General features: G+C 30.0%; 12 protein-coding genes and 1 pseudogene. All 13 read right to left on the reverse strand.

Translation table 11 applies throughout. The features are described 5' to 3' along the window. Positions 1-11 precede the first annotated feature (11 nt). Complete coding sequence (locus J2Z39_RS04715) at positions 12-1,184, reverse strand: iron-containing alcohol dehydrogenase (RefSeq protein WP_209814022.1); 1,173 nt, start codon at positions 1,182-1,184, stop codon at positions 12-14. Between the two features lie 502 nt (positions 1,185-1,686). Next, complete coding sequence (locus J2Z39_RS04725; RefSeq protein ID WP_209814026.1) at positions 1,687-1,860, reverse strand: hypothetical protein; 174 nt, start codon at positions 1,858-1,860, stop codon at positions 1,687-1,689. 149 nt (positions 1,861-2,009) lie between these two features. Further along, the gene (locus J2Z39_RS04730) at positions 2,010-2,432 is read right to left on the reverse strand and encodes an EXLDI protein (protein ID WP_209814028.1); all 423 of its coding nucleotides are present in this window, start codon (positions 2,430-2,432) and stop codon (positions 2,010-2,012) included. A gap of 94 nt (positions 2,433-2,526) precedes the next feature. Further along, on the reverse strand, positions 2,527-3,819 hold the full coding sequence (locus J2Z39_RS04735) for an O-acetylhomoserine aminocarboxypropyltransferase/cysteine synthase family protein (protein ID WP_209814030.1): 1,293 nt from the start codon (positions 3,817-3,819) through the stop codon (positions 2,527-2,529). A 451-nt stretch (positions 3,820-4,270) separates the two neighbouring features. Further along, a pseudogene (locus J2Z39_RS04740) lies at positions 4,271-5,131 on the reverse strand (recombinase family protein); the annotation flags it as partial. Between the two features lie 43 nt (positions 5,132-5,174). Next, positions 5,175-5,324: a hypothetical protein gene (locus J2Z39_RS04745; protein ID WP_209814031.1), complete on the reverse strand. Its 150-nt coding sequence runs from the start codon at positions 5,322-5,324 to the stop codon at positions 5,175-5,177. A 409-nt stretch (positions 5,325-5,733) separates the two neighbouring features. Continuing rightward, positions 5,734-6,144 (reverse strand): sigma-70 RNA polymerase sigma factor region 4 domain-containing protein, encoded by a 411-nt coding sequence (locus J2Z39_RS04750; protein WP_005956580.1) that lies wholly within the window; start codon positions 6,142-6,144, stop codon positions 5,734-5,736. 221 nt (positions 6,145-6,365) lie between these two features. Next, positions 6,366-7,787, reverse strand: a complete 1,422-nt coding sequence (locus tag J2Z39_RS04755) for an ABC transporter ATP-binding protein (RefSeq protein ID WP_209814033.1) — start codon at positions 7,785-7,787, stop codon at positions 6,366-6,368. Next, positions 7,775-8,527, reverse strand: a complete 753-nt coding sequence (locus J2Z39_RS04760; protein WP_316122147.1) for an energy-coupling factor transporter transmembrane component T — start codon at positions 8,525-8,527, stop codon at positions 7,775-7,777. Before J2Z39_RS04760 ends, J2Z39_RS04755 begins: the two co-directional genes overlap by 13 nt. Further along, positions 8,457-9,047 (reverse strand): MptD family putative ECF transporter S component, encoded by a 591-nt coding sequence (locus tag J2Z39_RS04765; protein ID WP_019118518.1) that lies wholly within the window; start codon positions 9,045-9,047, stop codon positions 8,457-8,459. The genes J2Z39_RS04760 and J2Z39_RS04765 overlap by 71 nt, the downstream gene beginning before the upstream one ends. A gap of 10 nt (positions 9,048-9,057) precedes the next feature. Further along, complete coding sequence (locus J2Z39_RS04770) at positions 9,058-10,791, reverse strand: ABC transporter ATP-binding protein (RefSeq protein ID WP_019118519.1); 1,734 nt, start codon at positions 10,789-10,791, stop codon at positions 9,058-9,060. A 1-nt stretch (position 10,792) separates the two neighbouring features. Then, entirely contained in the window at positions 10,793-12,523 is a 1,731-nt protein-coding gene (locus J2Z39_RS04775) for an ABC transporter ATP-binding protein (protein WP_209814034.1), read from the reverse strand. 57 nt (positions 12,524-12,580) lie between these two features. Then, on the reverse strand, positions 12,581-13,219 hold the full coding sequence (locus J2Z39_RS04780) for a TetR/AcrR family transcriptional regulator (protein WP_019118521.1): 639 nt from the start codon (positions 13,217-13,219) through the stop codon (positions 12,581-12,583). Positions 13,220-13,448 lie beyond the last annotated feature (229 nt).

Here is a 13,448-nt window from a genome sequence, read left to right on the forward strand (position 1 = left end):
AAATTCCTTCATCAAAAAGCCATTTTATAAATATTTAAAATATCTTCTTCTTTTAAGTTTTTAAATCCATTTATTTCAGGTTTTGGTCTATTATTAACACAATTTCTTGCCATAATAGGTAAATCTTCTTTCTTAAATCCCTCTTTTTGTAAGTTTTCAGGAATTCCTAATGAAATAAAAAACTCTCTTAAAGATTCTATTGCCTTTTTCGCATCCTCAAAAGTAGATTCTGTTTTTTCTATATCAAAAACATTATATCCAAATTCAGCGATTTTTTCACTTCTTTCATTATCTAAGCAATACTCTAACCAGTATGGAGTAAGTATTGCAAGACCAACTCCATGAGTTATATCTCTTAATGCAGAAAGTTCATGCTCCATGGGATGTACTGACCAAGCTGTAGATTTTCCAGCATTTAATAAACCATTTATAGCCCAAGAATTTGCCCAGATAAGATTTGCACGTGCCTCATAATTATTAGGTTCTTTAATAGCTATAGGACCATATTTCATACAAGTTTTTAAGATACTTTCAGCAAATCTATCTTCAAGATAAGCCCCATCATTTAGTGTAAAATAATTCTCCATTGTATGGCTCATTATATCGCAAGTACCAGCAGCAGTCTGATATTCACTTACACTGTAGGTGTATTCTGGATTTATGAGGGCAAATTTAGGTCTAGCATACTCTGATCCCCAGCCAAGTTTTTGACCAGTTTCTTCATTTGTAATTACTGAACCAGAATTCATCTCTGAACCTGTAGCAGCAAGAGTTAATATACTTGCTAGAGGAATTGCATCTTTAGGATTTTCTTTTCCTATGACAATATCCCAAGGATCAGAATCAGTTTTAGCAGAAACTGCAATTAACTTAGCAGTATCAATAGTTGATCCTCCACCTACTGCAAGTATAAAATCAACATCATTTTCTTTGACAATTTTTGCACCTTCACGAACTTTATCAATTCTTGGGTTAGGTACTATACCTGAAAGTTCAAATATTTCGATTGAACTTTTTTCAAATAGTTTAATAATATCATCATAAAGTCCAATTTTTTTTATGCTATTTCTCCCATAAACTAATAGGACCTTATTACCATAATTTTTAATCTCTCCTGACAGATTTTTAAGCTGATCTTTTCCAAATAAAATCTTAGTTGATATATTAAAAATAAAATCTTGCATTTTTTCTCCTTTATTTCCTTTATACAATGCTATTTACCCAATTTATCCTGTATATGAAAATTATTTTTCCTTTTAAATATATAATGTAACGCCATTATTAGGAGAATGATTAGTGAAAAACAAGTCGCTAGTATAGCTCCAAATATTCCCTTATTCATAGTAAAAATAAAAATATAATCTAAAATAATATTTGATAAGCTCTCTATTATCATTATAAGCATTGATAATTTAGGATTAACATCATTTCTTATAAAATATTATTAGTTATAAAAACGGAGCAAATAATAATAGAACTTTTACATAAGTATATGCTAGATCAAAAACTTACTCATCTGCTTTCAATAAAGCCACAACTTTTTTGAGAAAAACAGTCCAATTAAAACAAACCAAATTCCAAAAATAATAACAATATAAATAGTATTTGTAAAAATTTTATCTGCATCCTCATAATCTTCACGACTCTTAAATATAGAATACTTAATCCCCCCACCTATACCAAGCATTAACCCCATACCATTAAGTATACAGAAACAGGGTAAGCTAAATTCAATGCAGTTAATCCATCTGCACCTAATGATTTAGAAACAAAAAATGTATCAAAAAGAGTATAAATCTGTCCTAAAATATTCAATGTCACATATTTAAAGAAAGCCTCGCTAAGTTTACTTTCTTTCACGAACTCTCCTTTCATGCAAGAAAACAAAAAAATACCCATACACAAATAGCCTTTGTGTATGGGGGCGTTTCAAACTATCTATTATATCTGTTATTTTTTCATAGATTAAAGTCTTAAACTTTACTATTATTAATATACGGAATAATATATTAAATATCCAATATTTCTACTATTTCTCCATTTTTTTCTTTAGTCCCAATTTTTCTAATTACTTCTTGATCTAAATACTCTGAAAAATTATTTAGTTCTGGCGAAACTTTAAATATTATGTCATGTTTTATGTCAGATAAGTCAAAACTTAAATCATATTTTGTTTTATCTGACCAATAGTTCCAATTTATATCGGTTCTTTCATAATAGACATAATTTTCTTTTTGAGTTATATATACTCTTTTATTTATTAGTTTCTTTTCATCTTCAGATTTAAAAATTTCAGAATATAGTTTTATACCTTTAAATACTTTATAATCACTAATTTTATCATTTGAAATATTTAATTTCTTTATATTCCATAGAAACCTCCCACAATTTATAATTTTTTCAATGTAACTATACCCACATCCAAGCGACATAGCTATGCTACATTATCAAAGATAAATTAGATGCTTTTTTATTTCCAACATCACTAAATCCAACAAAGTTTATAAACATCTCACTTTCTAATATCTAGATAGCTTCTAGTGCTTGATCTATATCTCCAATGATATCATCAATATGCTCAGTTCCTATAGACAAACGTATAGTTGCTTTACCTATTCCCTGACTCTCTAAATCTTGTTCGCTTAATTGGGAGTGAGTTGTAGTAGCTGGATGGATTACCAAACTTTTTACATCTGCTACATTTGCTAAATTTGAAAATATTTTTAGATTATCAATAAAAGTACGCGCCTCTTCTTCTCCACCATATATATCAAAAGTAAAGATACTACCTGCCCCATGAGGAAAATATCTTTGGTAAAGATCATAATCAGGATGATCTTTTAAAGAAGGATGATTTACTTTAGCTACTTTTTCGTGCTTATCTAGATAGGATACTACTTTTAGTGCATTTTCAACATGGCGCTCTACTCGTAAAGATAGAGTTTCTACTCCTTGAAGAAGTAAAAAAGCATTAAATGGAGATATGCATGCTCCTGTGTCTCTGAGGAGAATTGCACGAATATATGTGGTCAAAGGTGCTGGTGCCGCATCTTTAGTAAAGGAAACTCCATGATACGATTCGTTAGGTGTAGAGAGATTTTTAAATTTATTATAAGAAGTATAATCAAAAGTTCCACTTTCTACAATTATGCCACCTAAACTAGTCCCATGACCACCGATAAATTTAGTAGCAGAGTGAACTACAATATCTGCACCGTGATCTATAGGACGAAGCAAGTAAGGAGTAGCAAAGGTATTGTCGATAACTAGAGGAATATTATATTTATGGGCAATCGCAGCCACTTCTTCAATATTTGTTATATTGCTATTTGGATTGCCTAAAGTTTCAAAAAATATAAGCTTTGTATTCTCTTTGATTGCTGATTCAAAGTTTTCCGATTGAGATGGATCTACAAAGGTAGTTTCCACTCCGTAAAGAGGGAAAGTATGGCATAGATAATTATAGGTACCTCCATAAATAGTATTTGCTGATACAATGTGTCCCCCTTTTTGTGCCAATGCTTGAAAAACATAAGTTATAGCTGCTGCACCACTAGCAACAGCCAAGGCGGAGCTTCCTCCTTCTAGGGCCGCAAGACGTTTTTCCAAAACTTCTTCTGTAGGATTAGTCAACCTTCCATAAATATTTCCCGCATCTTTAAGTCCGAAACGTTCTGTTGCTTGGTCGGTATCTTCAAATACATAAGAAGTAGTCTGATAAATAGGAACTGCACGGGCCCCAGTTGCAGTGTCTGCTTGTTCTTGTCTAGAATGTAGGGCTAGTGTTTCAAATTTTACTTGGTTAAGTTCTTTGGTCATGATAATTTTCTCCTTAAGTCTTTTATATAATATTTATTAATAATTTTTTGGTAATAAATGTATGTTTTCTTTTTTTAATTTTTAAATATTAAGGAGATACATTCGCTCATCCCAAAGGGTAGATCTAAAGCTCCTTAATCTCTTTTTGTATGTCATAAAAAGCTACAATCCATAAAAAAAGGAGCCATCAGGCTCCTCGTGGTCTAATCCCAAAATTAATAATTTTTGGGTACAAGAAAGCCTGCCCATGAATCCATCATGTGCATCATACCCATCATTTTGTTATTTGAATGATTATAATACATGTTTGACCTCCTTGCTTTTTTATTATCATGTATAATATCCTATTTGTTTGTTAGTGTCAACCTTTTATACAAATAAAGTTTACATAAGGATATAAATTGAATAAAAAAAATACAATTTGATTTAACTTTAACTAGTAATTAGGAAGATGATTTTCAATGTGATATTTATCAGATTCTCCAAAATTTGCTAATCTTCTTTTTGTTATGGGATCAACTGTAAAGGTCTTTCCCATTAGTATATCGCCAATATACTTTTCATTCTTAATTATTCCTAACACTGTAGTATCAGACCATTTTGTTTTACCTCTAGGAGTGAGATATCCTTGCTCTTCTAGTTCCCTGCCAATGACCGAGCCACCATTGCCCTCTAAATATCTTTTAAAGATATATCTGACAATTTTAGCTTCTTCTTCATTTATAGAGATGCTTTTTGTTATAGGGTCATAATCATATCCAAGGCAACCTTGAAAGCCAATAAGCTCCCCTTTTTCCATTTTCATTTTTAGTCCTTTTTTTACATGGGCTGAGGTATTTTCTACTTCTTGTTGAGCTACTGAACTTAATATTGTTAATAGTAACTCTCCATCCATTGTCAAAGTATCTATATTTTCTTCTTCAAATACTACACCAACATTGTTTTCCTTTAATAGTCTTACATACTTTAAGGTATCTAATGTATTTCTAGCAAATCTTGATATAGATTTTGTTATTATCATGTCTATATCTCCATTTTGGCAATCGCTAATTAGTCTCATGAAATCTGCTCTTTTAGTAGCAGTTGTTCCTGTTGTTGCTTCATCTGCATATATACCAGCTAAAGTCCAGTTCTTATTATTTTTTATTAGATTTGTGTAATAATCAACTTGCGATTTATATGATTCAAGTTGGTCTTTACTATCAGTGCTAACTCGACAATATGCTGCAACTCGTTTTAATTCTAAATCTAGTGCATTTCTATTTCTTGCTCCTGTATTTGAAGCTTTTATTAATTTTACTTTAGTATTCATTTTACCTCCTTCCCATTTTGTGTCTTTCTACAGTATTATTTCATCATAAAATTAATTGTTTTCTATCAATTTTCTTGTAATCTTTTTCTATTCTAGTCTTTATTTTGGTGAATTCTTTATCCTTTATTAAATTGGGTTCATAAAGTCTACAGAGCATAGCAACTCTAATGCTATAAACTTTTATTGCTTTCATAATAACCTCCTATGTAAATTTAAGTTTTTTGACATTAACAAGTGCCTTGGATTAGCAACATAGGAATCTCACCTCCGCCTCTGTTCAGGATGAGCCGGCTTCAACCTTAGAAGTATCATTATCCTCATTTTCTTCATAGCGAATAGGGTATCCCTCCCTATATTCAAACTCTTACTTATCGCTCCCTTTCTTCTTCCCTTGCTTTTAGCTTAGCAGTACTTGTTTGCCGAATTATTCAGCAGAAAGATCTTGGCGGATAGGTTATCACGCTCTAAAAATGATTAATGTCTTGTCTTGGTCTATTTAATTGTTATGGTTCAAATATTGTTTAAATTTCTTTTAAAATAGAAAGAGGACAAAACTCCCCTCACTTTATAAAGGAAAATTTGCCCTCTTTGGTAACCAGAAATTATATCTCTTCTATAAATTTCTTTAGTTTTTCTAAAATCTTATCTCGTCTTTTTATTAAAGCAGGATGAGATATATTTTGAGCCTTTGCTACTGCACGAAGTGTTTCATCATTGAAATATAATCTTTCAATTATTTCCCGTTCATCTTTATTTAACTTTGACATTGCATTTCTTAGTGCTTCAATCATCATTTGTGTAGCTACAACTTTTTCAACATCAACATTTTTATCTTCTAGATTATCTTCGAAATTCCCATCATGATTTAGGGACGAAAAAAAGAGCAAGTGGTTTTTCTTGTCCACCTGCTCTAAATACTTTTCGTGTTCTCTTTCTTGCCAGTAGACTTTGTATATCTGTTCGCTTACTTTGATTTTTTGCCCACCAACATAAAGGTAATATTCTTTTGTCATTTATGTTTCCTCCATTCTTTTTTTGTCTTTATGTTTTCAGACAAAAAAAGGAGGACTCCTGCTCTTGGGCATGGTTAGTCCTCTAAAATGAACGAAACTATTTTTAATAAAGATTCTTTTTGGATTTGCTATATTATTTTTAACAGATATATTATATAAATATCGTCTTTCGATGTTTAAGTCTATTTTCTCCTTGTTTTAATATATGATAAGTTGAAATATTACATTTGCTCAATAAATTCAAATATTTTTTCTTCATTATTAAATAAGACAAACCTATCATAATTATTTTTATCTAGAGTTAAAGCAGAATTACAACACTTAAAAAGAAATTCCAAATCATGAGTTATAATAACTATTGAACTCTTTTTAGAATACTCATTTATAAGCTTTGCCATGATTTCCATATTCTTATAATCAAGTCCTGATGTTGGTTCATCTAATATGATTACTCGTCTATTTGATAGAAAAGCAGTAATTACAGCTAGCCTTTGTTTCTGACCTCCTGATAATTTTTGAGGATGTGATGTTCTTTTATCCCAGAGATTTATTTCCTTTAAAAGTTTTTTAATTTCTTCTTTATCAGATGATATAGACAGGAGTTCATTTTCAACTGTATCTAAAAATATTTGTGAATCTACATCCTGCTGAACTAGGTAAGAATTTTTTAGTCTTTCTTTTTCTCGTACACCTATACTTGTATCTTGATTTTTTCCAACAAGTCCAGTTATTATTCTTGATAGAGATGTCTTACCCGATCCATTTTTCCCAAGTATTCCTAAAACTTCTCCCTTCTTTAAATCAAAAGAAATGTTTTCTAAAATGCTTTTCTTACCAACACTTACATATATATTATTAAAAAATTCTACAGAATCTTTTTCAAAAAAATTTCTTTCAGTTTTTAAGTTTCTTTCTTCTAAAGTCCTAAGTCCTAATTCTTTGGCTAGATTATTATTAAAATTTTCTCTTGTAAAAATTTCATTGATTGTTGCACCTTTCATAAACACAATTCTATCAAATAAGTTTTTTAGATAATAAAGTCTATGCTCGGCTAATATTATGGTTTTACCCATAGATTTTAATTCTTTTAAAATCTCTTTAAAGCTTTCAATAGAAGCATAATCTAGAGAAGAGGATGGTTCATCAAAAAATAAAATTTTACTATCTTGAATAAGAGCTGAAGCAATAGCTACTCTCTGTCTTTCTCCTCCTGATAGTGAAAAAATAGATTTATCAAGCAGTTTTTCTATTTTAAGCAATTTACTTATAGACTCTATCTTTTCTATAATCAAATCTCTTTTAATTCCCAAGTTTTCTGCCCCTAAGGCAATTTCATCATAAACATTTGTACAAAAAAACTGATCTTTGGGATTTTGAAAAACAATGGATAAAATTTTTGAAAGTTCTCCTTTTTTATATTCATTTATATTTCTTCCTAAAATTTCAACCTCTCCATCTAATTTTCCTTCATAAAAGCTTGGAAAAAGACCCGTAATTATTCTTATTAGTGTGCTCTTCCCACAACCAGAATTGCCTGTTAATACAATAAACTCTCCATCTTTGATATTAAATTTAATATTTTTTAAATTCTCATTTTCTCCATAAGAAAAAGATTTAATATTAACACTAATCACATTTTCCATAAACTTGCTCCTAGCATAATAACTGTGCTAATCCACATAAAATAATCAAATTTTGAAAATTGCAAATTATATATGGATGTTTTTTTACAATCTATTTCAATCCCCTTTAAAATAATTGAACAGGTTAATACATCGCTTATTTCAAGACATTTATAAAGTAAAGGCACAAAATAAAGCTCAAAAGTCTTTATTGGGTGAAATATACTAGTCTTAAATCCTCTTATCTTTTGTCCATCTTTTATTTCTTGGAGTCTTATTTTTATTTCAGGTATAAACCTAAAGAATAAAGCAATAGGAAGTCCAAAGCTTGTAGGCATTCCTCTATTAGTAAAAGAAGCTACAATAAAAGATGCCGAATATAGACTCATGACTCTTGCCATAATAAATATAGGAGCGTAAAGAAATATAATTCTAAGCATGAGATATATCGAGCCAATAAAGACACCACCCAAATAATTTTCTAAAATCCTTATTAAAATAAAAATTACAATCAAAAATAAAGTAAATTTAAAACTTAACTTTAGTGAATAAATGGATAATGATAATAAGCTTAATAGTAGACATATAATATAAAAAGCTTCATCTCCTATTGTGAGTATTATAGAAAAGATTATAATTAGCCCAATTATAGTAATTGGGCTAATTACTTCCTTTTTCTCTTTTTTACTTTTAACCAAGAACACTTTTTTTATTCCTACCAGCAAAAAACTTATTATAGATATATGATCCAAATTTTGCACCAATGATTGATGCAATTATGGAAATAACAAAACAAATTCCAATATTTGCAGGTGTGTAAAAGTTTCTTAAAAAGTCAAAGTAGTCCGCTCCCATCATTTCAAGCATCGCCTTAGATTTTGAAAAGAAAAACACAATTATCATAGGATGAAGTGAATATACAAACATACCCGCTCCAAAAGCAAGACCAACCTTACTATTGCCTCTATCATAATTTTCACTACTTCCCACTACAAGTTCAGCTAATATTCCAGCAATGGTATTTATAATTATAATAGGCCACATCCCCATAAGAGTGTAGAATAGTCCTATCAAAAAGAAATATAAAAATGCGGTCCCCCTCACCTTTACACTCCTTGCCAAAATTACAAATACTGGTGCTACTACAATCGTAGCAAAGGCACAAGACAAATATAAACTAGGCATTACACCTAAAGCTCCTGTAGCATAACCAAGTCCCATTGTTAACACAAATCCTATAACTGAAAAAACAGCAATTTTTACAATATTTTTTAAATTCATCTTCTCCTCCTTATTTAATTTTCCAATTTTCAGCTTTTTCTCTGATTTTAATGAAATCAGAATATATGCCTTCTTCTTTAATTAATTCATCATGTTCACCTTTTTGAACAATTTGACCCTTTTCTAAGACGATGATTTGATCAGCGTTTTTTATGGTATTTAATTTATGGGCTATCATAATCACCGTCTTCTCTTTCATTAATGAGTTAATCGCAATTTGTAATTTGTCCTCATTTTCTGGATCAACATTTGCAGTTGCCTCATCTAAAATTATAATTGGTGCATCTTTAATAATTGCTCTTGCTATTGATATTCTTTGTTTCTCACCTCCCGAAAGATTAGCACCCCCTTCTCCTATTACTGTGTCATATCCCTTTGGCAAAGCCATAATAAAATCATGACACGCAGCTTTTTTTGCAGCATTTATGACTTCCTCATGACTTGCATTAGGATTTCCAAATTTTATATTGTTTTCAATAGTATCATTAAAAAGATATACTGATTGAAAGACTATGGAGATATTATCCATCAATTCTTCTAAACTAATATCTTTTATATTTACTCCACCTATTGTAATATCTCCACTATCTACATCCCAAAATCTAGCAATGAGCTTTGATAGGGTTGTTTTCCCAGCTCCTGATGGTCCTATAAATGCCACAGTAGTTTTTTCAGGAATTTTAAAAGATACCTTATCGATTATTTTTTTATTTCCATAGGAAAAAGAAACATTATTAAATTCAATATTTCTTTTACTTGTTAACTTTAGACCAGACTTCGATTTCATCTCACTAAGCGACATAATATCATCAACTTTATCAATAGAACTTGCTACTATTCTTAGCTCTGACATTGAAGATCCTGCCTCCTGAATCTGAGAAAATATCATATAAGACATAATCAATGTCATCAAAGAGTTTGTTAAATTCATAGTTTGATCAAAATAAAATCTAATAGCCAAATACATCAATATAAATGATGCAACATTTAAAATTAGAGAAGAAAAAATTGTAAAAGGAGTAAATCTTCTCTCTACTTCTAAATTAGTTTTTTTACTCTCAAAAATAGCATCTCTTGTGTTTTTATCTCCCTTACCCGTTAAATTAAATGATTTAATAACAGGCATGGCTTGTATATGTTCTAAAACTCTATCAGATAAATTAATTTGGGCATTGGCTCTTTTGGGAGCAACTTTAGCTGAAACTTTTTGCATTCTATCACTAACATAAAGGTATATTAATGTTGCTATTGCAACTACAATCCCAATTCTAATATCAAAAATAAAAACCATGATAGTAAAAACAAAGGCTGTTAAAAATCCAGTAAGCATGGTTATGAGAATTGAAGGAACAGTGTTTTCTGTTTCGCTTAGCCCTGTTGTTAATATCCCTGAAATATTTTCCATTTTTGAATTATTTAGTAAACCCATTGGAATTTTTTTCAACTTATCTGTCATTTTAATTCTTGCATTTGCAACCATAAAATAACCTGCATGAGTTTGTCTTAACTGTGCGTAATAATTTGTTATCATTCGTCCAAATATAGATGCAAGAATAATAGCAAAAGACATTAAGGATGTTCTTAATTTTTCTCCATTATTTACAATACTTAACAAAATAAAATAAACGGCTCCCATTTGCAAAACATAAAAGAATGCATGAATTACTGATATAACTAAAGATTTATTTAAGTTTGACTTCTCCTTAGCTGAAAACCTCCAAATTTTACTTAAGGTTTCTAACATATTAATCCTCCTTTCCTATACTTGTTTTCCAAAGCTTCTTATAAGTCTCTGAAGAATTTAGAAGATCTTCATGCTTACCAGAGTCTTCAATTTTTCCATTATTTACTACAAAAATCTTATCCGAATCTTTTATTGTATATAATCTGTGTGCAATCACGATTACAGTTTTATTTTTAATTAATTCATTTAAAGAATTTTGAATTAAATATTCATTTTCTGGATCCATATAGGCCGTTGCTTCATCAAATATAACTATAGGGGCGTTTTTTAGCATTGCTCTAGCTATAACGATTCGCTGCCTTTCGCCTCCAGAAAGACTTTCTCCCTGTTTTCCAACCCTAGTTTCATATGCATTTTCCAAATGAGATATAAATTCATGACAGCCAGCTTTTTTTGATATCTCCTCAACTTCTTTATCGCTCGCCTTAGGGTCACCCATTCTTATATTTTCCCTTATAGTATCATCAAATAAAAAGTTGTCTTGGGACACAAAAGAAACCTGACCATAAAGTTCTTCTAAAGGAATGTTTTCATAAGGAATATCGCCCATCTTAATCACACCCTTCTTTACATCCCAAAATCCTGCAATTAATTTTGCAATAGTAGATTTTCCACCACCTGACAAACCTACAAAAGCATTTTTAGTTCCTTCTTTTATTTGTAAGGAAATATCTGATAAAATTTCTTGACCATCTTCGTACTCGAAACTCACATTATTAAGCTCTATATCATGATTTTTAATAACAATTTTTTCTTCACTGTGAATTTGCTCAGTCGAATTAAGAACAGACTCCACATTTTCTACTAAAGTGCCTACTTGAGCTCCTATAGTTGTAAATCTCATCATAGTATTTAGTAATCCTTGTAAGGAAAAGGATAAAATTATGGAAAGTAGATATCCTGTTAAGGATAAAGATCCATTCTTATAAAAGATATATCCCAATGGAAGTATAGCTAGAAGAGTAGTTGGGGTGATTGCTTTTGACATTGACATTCCAAATTGAGTTTTTGTCATCCAGTCATAATAATATTTAGCATTAGCATAAACTTTGTCGGTGATTTTTTTATAAGTTTTATCCGTCTGATTATATGACCTTATCACTTCTAACCCATTTACGTATTCTACAAGAGAAGAATTCATTTCTCCTCCTATTTTCATCGCACCAGCAAAATTATCTCCATAAGATTTAAAAACACTTGCCATAAAAAACATACCTATTGGAAATGATACGAGGGATAAGAGTCCCATTCTCCAGTCTACAAATAAAAGATATAAAAATACAAAAACAGGACCTAGTAAATTTGCTGTCATTTCAGGGAACATGTGAGCAAGTGGACTCTCCATACTTTCTACCTGATCAACTATTTTTTGCTTAAAAGCTCCACTTGGAGTTTCGCTTATTGTTCCAAGAGAAAGTTTAGGAAGTTTCTCTATCATTTTTATCCTAATATCAGCAAGTATAGAAAAAGTAGCCTTGTGGGAAATAGATAGAGACCATGCATATAATAAAGTTTTTAAAGCATAACCTAGTAGTCCAGTTAAACACCATAAGATATAGTAATTTTTATCAGTATCATTTGATATAAGTCCTTCAGCAATTTTTCCTCCACTTATAAAGGGAAGTATTCCAAAAATAACTCCAAGACTTGCGAGTAGCACTGACAGATTTAAACTTGACCTATGATTGTTCGCCAATTTCATTAGTTTTTTAAATTGATTTTCTTTTTTCAAAATTTCCACCTCCATAAAATGATAACTTAGTTATCATATTTTTAAAAAAATTAAGGATTATAATCCCCTAATCTTTTTCCAACCATCATTAAAAAATCCCGCTATAATCTTTGCATTATGAACTGCTTCTTCCTTACTATTAGAATGTACTACTAATTCTGATAGTGCATAAATGTAAGCATGGTTTATAAGATGTAGTCCCTCATCAGTAATAACGCTCCTATATCCATTCTTATAAATTAGATTTAAAATTTTTTTATGATTTTCATCTTCAAATCCTATAATTTCATCAATAAAGTTCTCGTATTTTGTACCATATGAAGAAAAAATCAAAAGCTCAAAAATATCTTTATTATCATAAAAGAAAGATACGGACTTTACAGATGCTTCTTCTTTCATTTTCAGTATTTCTAATAACTTATTTTTACTTAACTCTTCATCAGATTCATAAGTTTTAAGACTTTTGTCTTCATAATTTTTATAAATATCAAGAATCTGACTTGCAAAAGGTTCTACCAAATTTGTAAACAAATTTTCCTTATCATCAAAATGACGGTAAAAAGCTCCTGTAGTTACCCCAGCTTCTTTGCAAATCTTTCTTAAGTTAGATTTCTCATAACCATCTTTTAAAAAGTTTTTTATACCACTTTCTAAAATTTTGCTATGAGTAGCATCATACCCACTTAAACTCAACACTCATTCACCTTCTTCCTACTACAAAATCCAACCATGATAACTTAGTTATCATTATATATACTCATCTTCTTTTTGTCAATACGCACAGTGGAAAATAATACTTAAGTATGATATAATTATTAATAATTATATACACGCTTAACGCTTATAACTTTAATAGACCAACTAAGAAAGTCAATAGTTATTTTTAAAAATTTTTTTGAAAAATTTTTAAGTCACAAAACTTAAA

Origin of the sequence: Anaerococcus nagyae (assembly GCF_017874535.1) — a bacterium.
In the GTDB taxonomy this organism is placed as follows: domain Bacteria; phylum Bacillota; class Clostridia; order Tissierellales; family Peptoniphilaceae; genus Anaerococcus; species Anaerococcus nagyae.